A 15,939-nucleotide genomic window follows, 5' to 3' on the forward strand; every position below is an offset into this window, starting at 1 on the left:
CCCTCGAATCCCCTCGCGAGGCACACATGAATTTTTCCGAATTGATCCAGGCGGTCCGCCGCGACCCTTCCTCGGTGGTAGTACCGGCCAGTTGGGGCCAGGGCCGCGCCACCTTCGGTGGCCTGGTGGTGGCACTGGCCTACGAGGCCATGCTTGCGGTGGTCGAGGCGGGGCGTCCGTTGCGCTCCATCGGCGTCAGCTTCGTCGGACCGCTGGCCCCCGAGCAGCCGGCTAGCTTCAGCGCCCGGTTGTTGCGCGAGGGCAAGGCGGTGAGCCAGGTACAGGTCGAGGTCCGTCAGGGCGAGCAGGTGGTGACGCTGGTCCAGGCCAGTTTCGGCGTCGCCCGCGCGTCGGCGGTGGCGGTGGAAGCGTTGCCGGCGGCCGGGATGAAGGGCCCCGAAGAGAGCCAGGAGCTGCCCTATATCCGTAACGTGACCCCGGAGTTCACTCGCTACATCGCCATGCGCTGGGCAGTGGGCGGCCTGCCGTTCTCTTCGAACAAGTCGCGCCAGATGGGCGGCTGGATGCGTTTCCGCGACGAACCCGAGGGAGAGCCCATGGAGGTTTCCCACCTGCTGGCGCTGCTCGACTCCTGGCCGCCGGCGCTGTTGCCGCACCTGGGCACCCCGGCGATGGCCAGCTCGCTGACCTGGACCGCCGAGTTCCTCCAGCCGCTGCCGCAGCAAGGCAGCGGCGACTGGTGCCGTTACCTGGCGGAGATCGAGGAGGCGCGCGACGGCTACGGCCACGTGGCGGCGCGGATGTGGAGCGCCGACGGCCAGTTGCTGGCGATCAGCCGGCAGATGGTCACGGTGTTCGGCTGAGGCGCATGTCAGGCGGGCGCGTACTCGGTGCGGTTGCGCCCGCCGCTCTTGGCCTGGTAGAGCGCGCTGTCGGCGCGCACCAGCAGGCTTTCCAGGTCGTCCCCGGCGTCCCTGCGCAGGGCGACGCCGATGCTCACGGTCATTCGCAACGGTTCGCCGTCGGGATTGCTCACCCGCAGCGCCTCGACGCCGGCGCGCAGCCGTTCGGCGACGTCCAGCGCCTGGTCCAGGCCGATTTCCGGTAGCAGCGCGGCGAATTCCTCGCCGCCCAGGCGGCCGAGCAGGTCCACTTCGCGCAGGCCCTGGCGCAGGGTCTCGGCGACACGTTGCAGGGCGCGGTCGCCGGTCAGGTGGCCGTGGCTGTCGTTGATGTTCTTGAAGTGGTCGATGTCCAGCATCAGCGCCACGCAGGGGTGGTGGAAGCGTTCGGCGGCCTTGAGCATGAGTTCCGCCTGGTGCAGGAACGAGTGGCGGTTGTGCAGGCCGGTCAGGGTATCGGTGCTGGCCAGCAGGCGCAGTTCCTGCTCCATGGCCTTGCGCCGGCTGATGTCGTAGCACCAGATCAGGGTCGCCGGCTCGCCGTCGATTTCCAGGTGGCGCGCGCAGATCACCGCCCAGCAAGGCGTTTCCCCGCATAGCTGGGCTTCCCAGCCATCCACCTGGCCGCGCGCCTCCAAGGCGTTCTGCAGGCGGCTGTATTCGCTGGCGCTGGCGAACAGCCGGGGCAGGTTGAAGTCGTCCTGGGCCTGGCAACCCAGGCGCTTGAGCAGGCGCGGGCTGACGTAATGGATGCTGGCGCCGCAGGCGCTGAGCAGGACCACGTCGCTCGGGCTGGCCTCGAGGATGAAATGCAGCAGCGCCTTGCCTTCGCTGAGCTGGCGGGTGCGCTCGCCGACGCGTTTCTCCAGGGTGGCGTTAAGCTCGATCAGATGCCCGGCCAGTTGCTGTGCGCGTTTGAAGTCGGTGACCAGGCGCAGCACCAGCAGGGCACCGCCGGCACCGATCCCGAGCAGCGCCCAGAACAACGCGTAGAACGCCCGGTGCAGGCGCTTGCGGTCGACGTCCAACTGGTTGGTCAGGGCGATGTTGCTGGCGACGACGATCTGGTGGGTCGGTTCGAGCAAGGGCGGAACCTGCTGGACGATCTCCGCGGCCAGGCGGCGCGCGGCGACGGGATCGCCCCAGGGGGCCTGGTCCGACCAGCGATCGCTGAGCTCGATCAGGCGTTGCAGGGTGGCCTGTACCTCCGGACGCGGTTCGGCGAGATGCCTGAACAACGACTGGCGGCGCAGCGGCGCGATCAGGCTGGCGAGGACTTCGAGACGGATCGCCAGGTCGTCGGCTTGGCCTTCGCCGCTCTCGGTGTGCCGCGCGGCGTCCAGCGTGCGATCCAGTTCGGCGCGCAGCGAGTAGGTCTGCCACAGCTCGTTGTGCAGGTTCGGCTGGGCCAGTTGCTGGGCCTGGCGCACCGCCAGCCACAGCGCAGCCCCGGCGATCAGCGCCATGAGCAGCACCAGGCCGAGCAACAGCCCCATGATCTGGCGTTGCCGGCGCAGCTTTGTCGGATCGAGCAGCGGCACAGTCATGTCCGTTACTTACTCAAGAGTGATGGAGCTGACCTGCCAGACGGTACGGTTGTAGTAGACCTGGTTTCTCAACTCAGGATAGCGGGCCATCGGGTAGATGATGAAAAGCGGTCCGCGTTCGCGGATCGCCATGTAGGCGCCGTTGCGGCGATAGGCGAGGATGGGCTGGTAGCTGTCGAGGTCGCTGTACGGGATGATCGCCGAGTAATCGTTCAGCGCCAGCACGCGCAGGCGCTTGGGCGGCGCCAGGTCCAGGTGGCGCAGCAACAGGCTGAGGCGCACGCCTTGCCAGCGGGCGTTGGCCTCGCCGGGGAGCTGGGCTTCCAGGGTCTCGCTGGGCAGGGCTTCGAGGTCGGACAGGGTCAGCCGCACGGGAGCGCCGCCGGACCGCTGCAGGGTGACGATCGGGCGTCCGCCCAGCGGCACGGGTTCCGCGGCCTGGGCAAGAGGCAGCCCCAGGCAGCAGGAAAAGACGATTAATTGACGCATTGACGGCATGTTGTCGGTCCACGACAGGATTCCGTCGATTATATCGGCAGCGTCGCGCTAAAACTGAAGGGCTGTGCAAAATCCCGGACGAACTGTCACTTATGCCGTTCGCGCCAGGCCCGCCACCAGGCGCCGCTGAGGACGAAGCGGGGGAAGGTGACGAACTGCTCGACGAGCAGGCGACTGACAGCGTCGCGCCGATCGCTGAATGGCTCGGGTGCCTGTTCCTCCAGCGCGTGTCCCTTGGCCTGGATCGCCAGGCCGGCGCCGATGCCGATGACACCGAGCACCACCTGCAGCAGGTCCAGGCCGAACAGGCCGCCGAGCAGCAGGATCGCAGCGACGACGAACAGCGGCACGGCGATCAGGTGCAGGACCAGGTTGGTCGGGTTGCGGTGGTTGGCGGCATAGCCGCGCCATTGCCAGGCGAGCAGGTTGGGATGACGTTTGCCCATGTTCTCGGTACTCCGTGACGGCGACCCGCGAGGCGGGTCGTTGCATGTCGTCGAGTCTAGGCGGGGTGCGGCAGCGCGGCGAATGATTCCTGCCTATCCGGGCGATAGGCAGGTGCGCCTGCGGATCAGAGGCGTAGCTGGCCGATGGCGCGGGTCAGATCGCCCGCCAGGTCGACCAGTTGCTGGCTGGTGGCCGCCGACTCGACGGTCTGCTGCACGGTGAGTTCGGTGACGTCGCGGATGCCCACCACCGAACGGGTCATCTCTTCCGCGACCTGGCTCTGCTGTTCCGCGGCGACGGCGATCTGCGTGTTGCTTTCACGCATCTGCGCCACCGCGTTGGCGATCGCCGCCAGCGCCTCGCCGGCGTCGCCGGCCTGGCTGACGCAACCGTCTGCCTTGAGCGAGCTTTCCTGCATGAACTCCACGGCGTCGCGGGTACCCGACTGCAGGGCGAGGATCATCTGGGTGATCTCGTCGGTGGAGTCCTGCACGCGACGGGCGAGGTTGCGCACCTCATCGGCCACCACGGCGAAGCCGCGGCCCATTTCCCCGGCCCGCGCGGCCTCGATGGCGGCGTTGAGGGCAAGCAGGTTGGTCTGTTCGGCGATGCCGTGGATCACGTTGACCACGCCGCTGATCTTCTGGCTGTCTTCGGCCAGCTTCTGGATCATCTCGGCGGTGTCCTGGACGCCCTGGGACAACCCGGCGATCGACGCGCTGACCCGGCTCACCGCCTGCTGGCCGGCGCCGGCCAGGCGGTCGGCTTCCTGCGACTGGTCACGGGTATCGGCGGCGTGCTGGGCGATATGGAAGACCGTGGTGGACATTTCGTTGATCGCGGTGGCGGTCTGGTCGGTCTCGCTCTGCTGGCCGAGCATGCCCTGGCGTACCTGGCCCATGCTGCGGGCCAGCGCCTGGGCGCCTTCGTCGAGCTTGGTAGCGGCCGCGGCGACGGTGCCGACGATGCGCTGGTAGCCGGCCTGCATGGCGTTGAAGGCGCTGGCCATCTGGCCGACTTCGTCGCGTCCCTGCAGCGGTACGCGAGCGGACAGGTCGCCGCTCTTCTCGACGTGCAGCATCACGTCCTTGAGGGTATGCAGGTGGGTGAGGATGAAGCGGATCAGCAGTTGCGAGGCCGCCAGCAGCGCCAGCATCAGCACCAGCACGGCGACGGCGTAAGCGCCGGCCCGGTCGGCGAAGACCTGCCACAGGTCGCTGGCCGGGGCAAGCACGGCGAAGCGCTGGCCGGAGCCGGTCTGGCCGACCCAGGCGCCGAGCAGCGGGGGATCGCCCTGGCGCGCGCCGGACAACTCGATCCAACCCTGCCCCTTGCCCAGCGCCTGGGCAGCGGTGCCGCCCAGGCTCGCGGCCTGTTCCAGCGGCAGCAGGTTGCTGCGGGCGGGCAGGGCGCTGCCGGCCGGCCAGCTCTGAACCAGCTCGCCCTCGGCGGCGGCGGCGCGCTGGGCGGAAGCGTTGCGCCCGGCGGCTTCCTGCTGCATGGCGAACAACACCAGCAGCAGGGTGGTGAAGAAGGCCACCGCGTTGACGGCCCAGAACTTGTATTTCAGTGGAATGTCGCTGATCCAGGTGCCCATAGGGGGATTTCTTCTTATCGGCAAGCTAATGGCAAGGCGCCATTATCTTGAAAGCTGAGTAAGGGGCAATCGTTGATGCGGGTCAACGAGACCGTTCGTCAGCTTAGCGGCCGATCCGCCGGGAGCTTGAGGGCGATCTCAGTCGATCGTCGGCAGGCCGAAGAACGCCCGCGCCGCGGCGCTGGTGTGAGCGGCCAGGCGCTCCGCGCTCTCGCCGCGATGGCGGGCCACGCAGTCGAGCACCTCGACCAGGTAGGCCGGCTCGTTGCGCCCGTTCTTCGGCTTCGGCCGCAGGCTGCGCGGCAGCAGGTAGGGCGCGTCGCTTTCCAGCATGAGACGGCCGACCGGGATCTCGCCTACCAGATCATGCAGGTGGGTGCCGCGGCGCTCGTCGTTGATCCAGCCGGTGATGCCGATGTGCAGGTCGAGGTCGAGGTAGCCATACAGCGCCCGGCGCTCGCCGGTGAAACAGTGTACGACGGCGGCCGGCAGGCGATCGCGGAAGTCGCGCAGGATCGCCAGCAGGCGCTCGCTGGCGTCGCGTTCGTGGAGGAACACCGGACGCTGTAGCTCGACGGCCAGTGCCAGTTGTTCCTCCAGGGCCTTTTCCTGGGCCGGACGGGGAGAGAAGTCGCGATTGAAGTCGAGACCGCATTCGCCCACCGCGCGTACCCGTTGGTCGTCGAACAGGGCGCGCAGGCCGCGAGCGGTGTCGCCGTTCCAGTGGCTGGCCTCGTGGGGGTGGACGCCGGCGGTGGTAAACAGCCGGCCGCCCTCGTCGAGTTCGCCGCAAAGCTGCAGCGCCTGTTCGCTGTCGGCCAGGCTGGTGCCGGTGATCACCATCTGCACCACCCCGGCGGCGCGCGCGCGGGCGAGCAGTGCTTCACGTTCCGGGGCGAAGCTGGCGTGGGTCAGATTGACGCCGATATCGATGAGTTGCATGGTGCCTTCCTGGAATTCGCAGCGAGGCGGCGCCCCCTCGATCGCGCCGGACCCGCCGGGGGATGGGTGGCAAACCGCTTGTAGAACAATCCGTTATAATCGCAGATCGGGTTCTTCGGCGCCCGGATTATCTACCCAATGCCTCCGTTTGCAGCCGCTGTCGGAGAGGAACTTGCCAAGACTGCCATGCTCTGATTGATCCGGTCCCCCGGAGAGGGACATCGAGCCTGGCCTCTGGAGACCTGGATGACGCGTCTGTTGCTGCTTTCGCTTTGCCTGCTGGTGCTCGCACCCTTGCCGGCGGCTGCGCGCATCACCGGCCAGCCGGACAACTGGCACAAGGAACAGCCGGAGACCCGCGACCTGGCGAGCATCCGCCGCGCTGGCGTGCTCAAGGTGCTGGTCAACCAGAGCCGCAACAGCTCGGGCGAGGTGAAGGGCGAGCCAATCGGCGTCGAGTACCGTCGCCTGCGCGCCTTCGAGCAATACCTCAACAGCCGCTCGCCGTCCGCGCGGAACCTCACCCTCAAGCTCATACCCAAGCCCAAGGACCAGTTGCTTGCCGCCCTGCAGCGTGGCGAAGGCGACCTGGTCGCCCCCGGCGAACTGCTGCCGGCGCACGACGGCCTGCAGGTCAGCCCGAGCGCGCCGGTGCGCGCCGATGTACCGCTGGTGCTGGTGGCGCGCAAGGGCAACCGGCGCTACACGCGCCTGGAGCAGTTGTCCGGGCGGACCATCCCGCTGCCGGCCGGCAGCGCCGCCGAGGGCGCCATCGAACTGGTCAACCAGCGCCTGGCGCAACGCCGCATGGCACCGATCCGTATCGAAAAGCTGGACGCTTCCCTGGCCGTCGAGGATGTGATGGAAATGGTCCAGGCAGGCATCCTCGGCTTCACCGTGGTCGAGCAGCCCATCGCCGAACGCTGGGCCAAGGTGCTGCCGAAGCTGCGCGTCGACCGCCACCTGGTGCTGGACAATCGCGCCGACATGGCCTGGTACGTGCGCCGCGATGCCAGCACCCTGCGCGCGACCATCGACCGCTTCCTCGCCGACTACCGCGCGCCGGCCGACCAGGACGTGGCTTTCCAGCGCGTCTACCGGCGCGCCTACAAGGTCCGCAACCCCCTCGGCGCGGCGGACCGCAAGCGCCTGGAAGCGGTCCGTCCACTGCTGCAGCGCTACGCGCGGCAGAGCAGCATGGACTGGCTGGCGCTGGCGGCGGTGGCCTACAAGGAGTCGCACCTGAACCCGAAGGCGCGCGGTTCCGGCGGCGCCAGCGGGCTGATGCAGATCACCCCGGCGGCGGCGCGCAGCGTCGGGGTCGGCAATGTGCACGACAAGGACAGCAACGTGCTGGCCGCCAGTCGCTACCTGACCAAGATCCGCAAGCAGTTCTTCTCCAGCAAGCACCTCGACGAACGCGAGCGCCTGGCGTTCACCCTGGCGGCCTACAACATGGGCCCGGAGCGGGTGCAGAACCTGCGCACCCAGGCGCGTCGCCGGGGGCTCGATCCGAATCGCTGGTTCTTCCAGGTCGAGCGGGTGGCTGCGGAAGAGATAGGCATGGGTGTGGTGAGTTATGTCAGCAGCGTCAACAAGTACTACCTTGCATATGAACGCGAACGGGTTCGCCTGGAGCCCGGGGTGCGTGCGAAGACGGCGACGGCTCAAAAATAATCTATAAATTCGATATTGATAACGCGTTTTTTGCGGTTTTAATATCGAATTATCTTGCCTATAGTGTGCCCATCTTATCCCACACCTGAGGACGCACCATGAATCCACTGATCAAGACCATCCTGTCGACCAACGCCGGTGCCGGCCTGGCCATCCTGCGTATCGTCACCGGTCTTACCCTGATGTCCCACGGTTCGCAAAAGCTCTTCGGCATGTTCGGCGGCGCCGGCCTGAACGGCATGGCGCAGTGGTTCGAATCCATCGGCCTGACCCCTGGCTACCTGCTGGCGACCCTGGCCGGCAGCGCCGAGTTCTTCGGCGGCCTGGCGCTGGTGATCGGCCTGCTGGTGCGTCCGGCGTCGGTGGTGGTGGGCTTCACCATGATCGTGGCGATCTTCAGCGTGCACATCGGCAATGGCTTCTTCATCACCGACAACGGCTATGAATATGCCCTGACCCTGCTGATGATCAGCGTGGCGCTGCTGATCGATGGCGCCGGCAAGTTCTCGCTGGACGGCAAGCTGTCCCGCTGAACCGGGCTGGCGACGAAAAAGGGCGGACACCTTCGGGTGGCCGCCCTTTTTCGTTGCGGCGCGCAGCACAAGGTTTCCGCCTCGCCGGCCACGCCAGGGCTGCACCCCTGAGGGTAGCGTTATCCGCCGAAGCGCCCTTCGCCGCGTTCTTGGCGTTTCCGTGTCGGTCAGCGCTGCTCGGCCTGGCGCATCTGTTCCAGCGCGCCCAGGCGCAAGCGTTCCTGTTCGCTGAAGCGCTCCTCGGCCAGGCGTTCGACCGCCGCGCGGCGGTCGGCTTCGCTCAGCCCGGTATTGCCTTCGATCCGGCTCTTCTCGGCGAAATAGTCGTCCAGCCGGCCCTTCCAGGCCGAGCGTTGCCGATCGAGTTGCTCCAGGCGGGTGGTGGCTTCGGCGCCCACCAGTTGCTGACGCATCTGGCGGATGGCTTCCGGGCCGGCGCCAGCGGCCTGAAGGGCGGCGGTCTGCTGCTGCAGTTCGCTTTGCAGTTGCGGCAGCACGCTTTCCTGCTGGTCTTCCGGCAGGCTGGCGCGCAGGCGGTCGATGGCGGCGGCCTTTTCCTCGGCGCTGAGCTTGCCGTCCTGGCGGATCGCCAGGCGCTCCAGGGTGAACTGGTTGTAGGTTTCCTCGTCGGCGAAGAACGCCACGTGCGCTTCGTTGCTGAAGATCCGCGCGCGCAGGGCTTTCACCGCGGCTTCCCGCTGGCGCAAGGCGTCGAGGTCGGCCAGGCGCGGCAGGTCGCGTTCGAGCAGCACCAGTTCCTTCTTGTAGTCGATGTATTGCTGCATCAGCGCCAACGCCTGGCCGCGCGCCGGCTCCTGGAGTTCGGCGGCGATGTAGGCGCGCAGGCGGTCCAGGCTTTGCTGCAGGGGCTCTTCGCCGACGGCGCTGAGGAAGTAGTCGAACAGGTTGCGGATGTCGCGGGTGATCAGCAGGTTGCCGCTGGCGTCGACGCTGAAACTGCCATCGACGCTGGTGCCCCTGAAGGAGGTTGGCAGCGGCGCGACCTTGGCCGGCATGACCTGGGGGGCCGGCACCGCTTCTCCCGCGGAGGCTGCTGGCGGGGCGTGGTCTGCGCCCGCCTGCGCGCTGGCCGGGGGCGCCGTCTCGGGTGCGGGGGAAGGTTCCAGCCAGACGAACCAGGCCAGGCTGGCGGCGAACGCCAGTGGAATCAGCAGGAGGATTTTCTTCACGCGAGGGGGCTTCCGGGAAAGGGCCGGGGCCGAGGCCCCGGCCGGGGTCCTACAGGCTGGCGTTCTTCAGGCGGTTGGCGTGCTGGCGGTAGACGCTGACCGGGCTGGTCTCGAACAGGCTGGTGAGGCCGAAGACCTGGTTCACCTCGTCCAGGTGGTTCATCCGGTAGTTGTCGCGGATCACCATGCCCAGGTGCGAACTGCAGGTGCCGACCAGGCCGTCGTTGGCGGTGCCGTTCTTGAAGGTCAGCGACGAGGCGCCGAGGAAGGCGTCGCTCGGATCGAGGAAGTTGGTCAGCGGCGAGGAACCGCTCCAGGAGTAATAGCTCACGCCGTTGACCTTGTAGGCGCCTTCGCCGCAGGCCGAGGTGGGGATGCCCTGCGGGTACTTGGCGTTGAAGCGCGCGGCACCCTCGCTGTTCAGCGACTCCAGCGAGCCCAGTGAATTCTGCGTACCGGTGCTGCCGCTGGAAAGGAAGCTGATCAGCGCGCCGAGGCTGTTGACCAGCCCGGAGAGGACTGCCTCGCCGGCCGAACCCGGAGGGATCTGGCGCAGGAAGTCGGCGGTGTCCGAACCCTTGTGCGGGGCGCCGACGCTGGTGGCGGAAGCGATCAGGTCGGGACGTACGGCGGCGACGTAGCGGATGGTCGGCCCGCCGTGGCTGTGGCCGATCAGGTTGACCTTGGGCTGGCCGCTGAGGGCGACGATTTCCTCCACCTGTTGCAGCAACTGCTCGCCGCGGACTTCCGAGGTGTCCAACTGGCTGACTTCGGTGACGTAGACCTGGGCACCGTCACGGCGCAAGGCGCTGGGAATGCCGAACCAGTAGTCGACCCCGAGGATGTTGTCGAAGCCGAGCATGCCGTGGGCCAGCACGATGGGGTATTTGGTCTGGGTGTAGGTGCTGGCCTGGATCAGAGGGCTGGCAGCGAGAGAGGCGAGGCCGATGGCCAGGCCGAGGGGGAGCAGAGACTTCTTCTTCATGTTGTTCTCATCTCAGGTTGATGGGGCCGAGGGGCGCGTCCTGCCAGCCATCGCCCGAATCCTTCCGGGAGAACCGCTTCGCTGTCCCTTGCGCAGGAACCGTGCCAGCTTCGGCTTTTTTCCTCCAGGCCAGGAAATCCGCGGCTTCCTGGCGGCCGGTCATAACCTGCGTGGCAGAGCGGAAGAGGCGGGTTGTTACGGCGCGAAACGCTCGTTTGAATCTTCCCCGCACAACGCCCAGCGACCGAGTGTGCGGTAGCGCACGCCCGCGGCGTCGTTTTGCGAGCAAAACAGGCTGAAATGGTCGACCTGCCATACGAAGGTTGGGGGTAGCGGGACGTCCTCCAGCGGCGCGGCATCGCGAGCCAGGGTCAGATGGGCGCTGAATGGGCGGGTTTCCACAGGCAGCTCCAGTTCGGCAAGGCCTGAGCGCAGGGCGCGGCGCAGGCGCAGGAGGGCGCCGGGCGGTTGGCTGGGGGCCAGCAGCAGGATGCCGTTCCTCCAGCGCAGCAGACGGTCGAGACACAGGTCGAAGGGCGCGGCCTCGATGGCCGCGGCCATGTCCAGCAGGGCCTCGAGCCGAGCGGACGGGACCTGCCCGAGGAAGGCCAGGGTCAGGTGCAGGTTCGCCGTCGCCACCTGGCGTCCGGGCAGTGGCTGGTCATCGCGCCACCGGCCGATCCGCTCGGCGAGGGGAGGTGGACAGGGCAGGGCGAAGAACAGGCGAAGAGAGCGATCGGGCATGGGCGCCTCCGCGTGTTTCTTGACAGTCTCCATGCGGCTTTTCTAGGATGCGCGTGCGCCGATTTAAACAGCAACTTGCGGGGCGCCCGGCAGCAGCCGAAATACCGCTAAAGCGCTGGCTCGGTGTTGCCTCTCACCGCTGTCCAGCGGGACCGAAGAGGCGGAGACATGACGTCATGACCTGTCCCAGCACGCAATTGCGCCTGGCACCCATCACCACCGGCCTGGTCCGGCGGAACCCGAGGATTCTCCTCAGCGGGCCGCACCAGCCGACCCTCGTCCGTTACCTCGAAGGCTGGCCGAAGCGCTGGAACGGTTCGCGTACCTTCCTTATCCAGTTCGCCCAGGACGGCAAGGACCTGGCGCGCTTCCCCAGCGACGCGTTCGACTTCGCCGTGGTCCAGGCCCCCGGGGCGGAAGACCTGGACCTGGTGGTCCGGCAACTGATCCGGGTCGCCCGCCAGGGCCTGATCACCCGCCGTATCCTGCGCTGAGCGCGTGGCCCCTCAGGGCGCCGGCGGATATTCGATCTCGACGACGAACCAGAGCTTTTCCCCGGCCGGGGTGCGCACCAGCACCTCGGCGTCCAGCTCCTTGCCGACCAGTGCGCGGGCGAGCGGCGAGTCGATGCTGATCTGGTTGTTGCGCAGGTCCAGTTCGTCGGGGCCGACGATGCGATAGCGGGCCTGCTCGCCGTCTTCGTCTTCCAGGGTCACCCAGGCGCCGAAGTACACCCGGTTCGGATCCGCCGGCCGCTCGCCGACCACTTTCAGGTTCTCCAGGCGCTTGCGCAGGAAGCGCATGCGGCTGTCGATCTCGCGCAGCATCTTCTTGCCGTAGATGTATTCGGCGTTTTCCGAGCGATCGCCGAGGGCGGCGGCTTCGCTGACCGCCTGGGTCACCTGGGGACGGCGCACGTGCCAGAGTTCATGCAGCTCTGCGCGTAACCGCGCGGCGCCCTCCGGAGTGATCAGCGGGGTGCCGGCGGTGCGCGGTGGACGATAGCGACTCATGGTTCGGGTGGTTCCACAAATGAACGGATGAAAGCCTGCCAGTGTATCCGATCAGCCCTCGCGCAGGACCCGCAGCGGGCTGCTGTTGAGGGCGCGACGGGTACCCAGCAGGCCGGCGCCGCCTACCAGCGCGGCGCCTACCAGAGGCAGCGCGAGCAACCAGGGGTGCGCTTGCCACGGCAGGTCGAAGACCAGTCGGTAGAGCAGCAGGCTGACCGCCTCGCAGCCGAGCGCCGCGAGCAGGCCGCTGACTGCGCCGAGCAGGGCGAACTCGACCCGCCGGGTACGTTGCAGCAACTCGCGCTCGGCACCCAGCGCGCGCAGCAGGGCACCCTGGCGCACGCGCTCGTCGAGGGTCGCCTGGAGACCGGCGAAGAGCACCACGAAGCCCGCCGCGAGAACGAACACCAGCACGTACTCCACGGCCAGGGTGACCTGGTCGAGGATGCTCCGCAGCTGGCTCAGCAGGGCGTCTACCGGCAGCAGGGTGACGGTGGGGAAGGCGCGGGCCAGTTCGATCAGGTCGCGTTCCTGGCTGGCCGGCAGGTAGAAGCTGGTCAGGTAGGTCACCGGCAGGTCGGTCAGGGTGCCGGGCTGGAAGACCATGAAGAAGTTCGGCTGGAAATTGTCCCACTTCACCTTGCGCAGGCTCTGGACCTGGACCTCGCGATTCTGCCCGGCGACGCTGAAGGTGAGCCGGTCGCCGACCTGGATACGCAGGTTGGCGGCCAGCTTCTCTTCCACCGACACGCCCGGCAGGGCCCCCGGCTGCGGCGCGCTCCACCAGCGTCCGGCGGTGAGCTGGTTGCCGGAGGGCAGTCGCTCCGACCAGGTCAGGCCGAGGTCGCGCTGCAGGGCACGCTCGCTGCGCACGTCTTCGTCGAGCGCCTGGACCGGCTTGCCGTTCACCGCTACCAGGCGCCCGGGAACCATGGGGAACAGCGGCTCGGCGCCGGGGGAGAGCTTTTGCACGCGACGTTCGAAGGCGTCCTTTTCCGTCGGCAGGATGTTCAGGGCGAAATGGTTGGGGGCGTCCGGCGGCAACTGGGCCTGCCAGGTATCCAGCAGTTCGCCGCGAAGCAGGGCGATCAGGGCCATGGCCAGCAGGATCAGGCCGAAGGCCAGGCTCTGTCCGGCGGCGGCCAGCGGGTGCCGCAACAACTGGCCGAGTCCCAGCCGCCATGACAGGCTGGCACGCGCCAGTGCCCGGCGCAGGCCGTTCAGGCCGAGCAGCAGGAGGGCGCCGAGCACCAGCGTGGCGACCAGGCCGCCGCCGAGCAGGGCGAGGGTCAGCTTCAGGTCGAGACTCAACCGCCACATGATCAGGCCCAGGGCGAGCAGGGCGCAGGCGTAGGCCATCCAGGTGCGCATCGGCACCGGCAGCAGGTCGCTGCGCAGGACCCGCAACGGCGGTACCCGGCCCAGGGCTGCCAGCGGCGGCAGGGCGAAGCCGGCCAGCGCTACCAGGCCGGTGGCGATCCCGGCGAAGGCGGGGAACAGGCCGCCGGCTGGTACGTCCGGCGGCAGCAGCGTGGCGAGCAGGCGGAACAGGCCGAGCTGCGCCAACCAGCCGAGCAGGGCGCCGATGGCGCTGGCGAGCAGGCCCAGCAGCAACAGTTGCAGCGCGTAGAGGAGCAGGGTTTCGCTGCGCGACAGACCGAGGCAGCGCAGCAGCGCGCTGGCGTCGTAGCGCCGTGCAGCGAAACGGGCGGCGGACAGCGCCACGGCGACGCCGGCGAGCAGCACCGCGGCCAGGCTGGCCAGGTTCAGGTAGCGCTCGGCGCGGCCGAGGGCATCGCCCACCTGGCGGTTGCCGTCGCGGGCATCCTGCAGGCGCTGGTTGGCGGCGAGGCTGCCCCTGACCTGCTGGCGATAGGCCTGGAGGGCTTCCGGCGGGCCTTCCCACAGATCGCGGTAGCGCACCCGGCTGCCCGGCTGGACCACCCCGGTGGCATCGAGGTCGGCCAGGCTCATCATGGCGCGGGGCGTCAGGCTGTAGAAGTCGCCGGCGCGGTCCGGCTCGTAGGTGAGGATGCGCGCGATGCGCAGCGGCTTGCGGCCGATCTCGATGCTGTCGCCGACCTTCAGGTCGAGGCTGACCAGCAGGCGCGATTCGACCCATACCTCGCCCGCCTGCGGACGACCGCCGGCCTGCTCGGCGGCGAACGGCGCGGCAGCGCTCTTGAGCTGGCCGCGCAGGGGGTAGCGGTCGCCGACCGCCTTGATGCTGCTGAGCTGGATGCCCTGGTCGGTGGCGATCACGCTGGAAAACTCGACGCTGTCGGCGTGGCGCAGTCCCAGACGGGTGCCGCGTTCGATCTGTTCGGCGCTTGCCGGCTGGGTACCGTTGAGCACCAGGTCGGCGCCGAGGAACTCGGCGGCGCGGGCGAGCATGGCGCCGTTCAGGCGGGCGCTGAAATAGCCGATGGCGGTGCTCGAGGCGACCGCGATCAGCAGGGCGAAGAACAGCACGCGCAGCTCGCCGCTGCGCGACTCGCGGAACAATTGGCGACCGGCGAGGCTCAGCAGGCGGGAGAGGGGCACCGGCTTCATCAGGGTTCGACCCGGTCGATCAGGCGTCCGCTTTCCAGACGGATCAGGCGCCGGCAGCGATGCGCCAGACGCTCGTCGTGGGTAACCAGGACCAGGGTGGTACCGCGTTCGCGGTTGAGTTCGAAGAGCAGGTCGCTGATCCGCTCGCCGGTGGCGCTGTCGAGGTTGCCGGTGGGTTCGTCGGCGAACAGCACGTCCGGCTCCGCCGCGAAGGCACGGGCAATGGCGACCCGCTGCTGCTCGCCGCCGGAGAGCTGGCGCGGATAGTGGCCCAGGCGTTGGCCGAGGCCGACTCGCTCGAGCAGTTCTCTGGCGCGCTGGCGAGCGTCGGCGCGGCCTTCCAGCTCCAGGGGCAGCATCACGTTCTCCAGCGCATCGAGGCTGTCGAGCAACTGGAACGACTGGAACACGAAGCCTACATGGGCCGCGCGGACGCGCGCCCGCTGGTCCTCGTCGAGGTCGCCGAGGGCGTGCCCGGCGAGACGGACCTCGCCGCCGCTGGGCTGGTCGAGCCCGGCGAGCAGGCCGAGCAGGGTCGACTTGCCGGAGCCGGAACTGCCGACGATCGCCAGGCTGTCGCCGCGGGCGAGGTCGAGGGAGAGGTCGTGGAGGATGGTCAACTTGCCTTCCGCGCTACCGACAACCTTGCTAAGGTTCTGCGCGTTGAGAATGCTGGCGCTCATGGAGGTTCCGATGCGTGCATTGCTGTTGAGCGGCTGCCTGGCCCTGGTCCTGCTGACCCAGCAGGCCGCGGCGCAGACGCTGTTGGTCGTGGGCGATAGTATCAGCGCCGCTTTGGGACTGGATACCAGCCAGGGCTGGGTCGCCTTGTTGCAGAAGCGCCTCGCCGACGAAGGTTACGACTACCGGGTGGTGAACGCCTCGATCAGCGGCGACACCTCCGCGGGCGGCCTGGCGCGCCTGCCGGCGCTGCTTGCCGAGGAGAAGCCGGCGCTGGTGGTGATCGAGCTGGGAGGCAACGACGGGCTGCGCGGAATGGCGCCGGCGCAATTGCAACAGAATCTTGCCAGCATGGCGCAAAAGGCCCGGGCGGAAGGGGCGAAGGTGCTGCTGCTGGGTATCCAGTTGCCGCCGAACTACGGCCCGCGCTACATCGAGGCCTTTTCCAAGGTCTACGGCGCGGTCGCGGCGCAGGAAAAGACCGCCCTGGTGCCGTTTTTCCTCGAAGGGGTCGGCGGGGTCCAGGGGATGATGCAGGCGGATGGCATCCATCCGGCGCTCGCCGCCCAGCCGAGGCTCCTGGAAAATGTCTGGCCGACGCTGAAACCGCTGCTTTGAGACTTCCCCGGGAAACCGCTTTCGGCTAAGGTTGCGCACCCCTCAGGAGCC

General features: G+C 68.2%; 16 protein-coding genes. 5 read left to right on the plus strand and 11 right to left on the minus strand.

Annotated elements, in window-relative coordinates; genetic code table 11:
* Positions 1-26 precede the first annotated feature (26 nt).
* A complete protein-coding gene (locus AC4OR5_RS05490) occupies positions 27-824 on the plus strand; it encodes an acyl-CoA thioesterase (RefSeq protein WP_003090970.1) in 798 nt (265 codons plus the stop codon).
* Between the two features lie 8 nt (positions 825-832).
* Here the strand turns inward: AC4OR5_RS05490 and AC4OR5_RS05495 are convergent, their stop codons facing one another.
* The 5 genes from AC4OR5_RS05495 to AC4OR5_RS05515 all read right to left on the minus strand — a co-directional run bounded on the left by AC4OR5_RS05495 (position 833) and on the right by AC4OR5_RS05515 (position 5,894).
* The gene (locus tag AC4OR5_RS05495; protein WP_058160201.1) at positions 833-2,410 is read right to left on the minus strand and encodes a GGDEF domain-containing protein; all 1,578 of its coding nucleotides are present in this window, start codon (positions 2,408-2,410) and stop codon (positions 833-835) included.
* 9 nt (positions 2,411-2,419) lie between these two features.
* Positions 2,420-2,908: a putative pterin-binding protein gene (locus tag AC4OR5_RS05500; protein WP_003130791.1), complete on the minus strand. Its 489-nt coding sequence runs from the start codon at positions 2,906-2,908 to the stop codon at positions 2,420-2,422.
* 86 nt (positions 2,909-2,994) lie between these two features.
* Positions 2,995-3,354, minus strand: coding sequence for an Mpo1-like protein (locus AC4OR5_RS05505; protein ID WP_009313874.1), 360 nt, complete (start codon positions 3,352-3,354; stop codon positions 2,995-2,997).
* Between the two features lie 125 nt (positions 3,355-3,479).
* The gene (locus AC4OR5_RS05510) at positions 3,480-4,952 is read right to left on the minus strand and encodes a methyl-accepting chemotaxis protein (protein WP_058160200.1); all 1,473 of its coding nucleotides are present in this window, start codon (positions 4,950-4,952) and stop codon (positions 3,480-3,482) included.
* Positions 4,953-5,090: 138 nt separating this feature from the next.
* Complete coding sequence (locus AC4OR5_RS05515) at positions 5,091-5,894, minus strand: TatD family hydrolase (RefSeq protein WP_023091609.1); 804 nt, start codon at positions 5,892-5,894, stop codon at positions 5,091-5,093.
* 246 nt (positions 5,895-6,140) lie between these two features.
* On the opposite strand from AC4OR5_RS05515, the gene AC4OR5_RS05520 reads away from it, so the two are divergent.
* A complete protein-coding gene (locus AC4OR5_RS05520; RefSeq protein WP_003090959.1) occupies positions 6,141-7,571 on the plus strand; it encodes an MltF family protein in 1,431 nt (476 codons plus the stop codon).
* Between the two features lie 98 nt (positions 7,572-7,669).
* Positions 7,670-8,104, plus strand: a complete 435-nt coding sequence (locus AC4OR5_RS05525; RefSeq protein WP_003090958.1) for a DoxX family protein — start codon at positions 7,670-7,672, stop codon at positions 8,102-8,104.
* A gap of 167 nt (positions 8,105-8,271) precedes the next feature.
* Here the strand turns inward: AC4OR5_RS05525 and AC4OR5_RS05530 are convergent, their stop codons facing one another.
* From AC4OR5_RS05530 to thpR, 3 genes are all read right to left on the minus strand, one after another.
* A complete protein-coding gene (locus AC4OR5_RS05530) occupies positions 8,272-9,294 on the minus strand; it encodes a lipase secretion chaperone (RefSeq protein ID WP_003110995.1) in 1,023 nt (340 codons plus the stop codon).
* Between the two features lie 49 nt (positions 9,295-9,343).
* Positions 9,344-10,279 carry a triacylglycerol lipase gene (gene lipA, locus AC4OR5_RS05535; RefSeq protein ID WP_003090955.1) on the minus strand — a complete coding sequence of 312 codons (936 nt, stop codon included), beginning with the start codon at positions 10,277-10,279 and terminating at the stop codon, positions 9,344-9,346.
* A 195-nt stretch (positions 10,280-10,474) separates the two neighbouring features.
* Positions 10,475-11,023 (minus strand): RNA 2',3'-cyclic phosphodiesterase, encoded by a 549-nt coding sequence (gene thpR / locus AC4OR5_RS05540; RefSeq protein ID WP_033990839.1) that lies wholly within the window; start codon positions 11,021-11,023, stop codon positions 10,475-10,477.
* A 176-nt stretch (positions 11,024-11,199) separates the two neighbouring features.
* On the opposite strand from thpR, the gene AC4OR5_RS05545 reads away from it, so the two are divergent.
* Positions 11,200-11,517, plus strand: a complete 318-nt coding sequence (locus AC4OR5_RS05545) for a hypothetical protein (RefSeq protein WP_003090952.1) — start codon at positions 11,200-11,202, stop codon at positions 11,515-11,517.
* 12 nt (positions 11,518-11,529) lie between these two features.
* Here AC4OR5_RS05545 and greB read toward each other — a convergent pair whose 3' ends face one another.
* Genes greB through AC4OR5_RS05560 form a run of 3 tightly spaced genes read right to left on the minus strand, consistent with a single transcriptional unit; the run spans position 11,530 to position 15,272 of the window.
* On the minus strand, positions 11,530-12,036 hold the full coding sequence (greB, locus tag AC4OR5_RS05550) for a transcription elongation factor GreB (protein ID WP_058160198.1): 507 nt from the start codon (positions 12,034-12,036) through the stop codon (positions 11,530-11,532).
* A 51-nt stretch (positions 12,037-12,087) separates the two neighbouring features.
* Positions 12,088-14,580, minus strand: a complete 2,493-nt coding sequence (locus AC4OR5_RS05555; protein ID WP_079992418.1) for an ABC transporter permease — start codon at positions 14,578-14,580, stop codon at positions 12,088-12,090.
* Positions 14,581-14,588: 8 nt separating this feature from the next.
* On the minus strand, positions 14,589-15,272 hold the full coding sequence (locus AC4OR5_RS05560; RefSeq protein ID WP_003090949.1) for an ABC transporter ATP-binding protein: 684 nt from the start codon (positions 15,270-15,272) through the stop codon (positions 14,589-14,591).
* A gap of 10 nt (positions 15,273-15,282) precedes the next feature.
* On the opposite strand from AC4OR5_RS05560, the gene tesA reads away from it, so the two are divergent.
* Complete coding sequence (tesA, locus tag AC4OR5_RS05565; RefSeq protein WP_003119867.1) at positions 15,283-15,888, plus strand: esterase TesA; 606 nt, start codon at positions 15,283-15,285, stop codon at positions 15,886-15,888.
* Positions 15,889-15,939 lie beyond the last annotated feature (51 nt).

It is taken from the genome of Pseudomonas sp. YA1 (assembly GCF_058680555.1).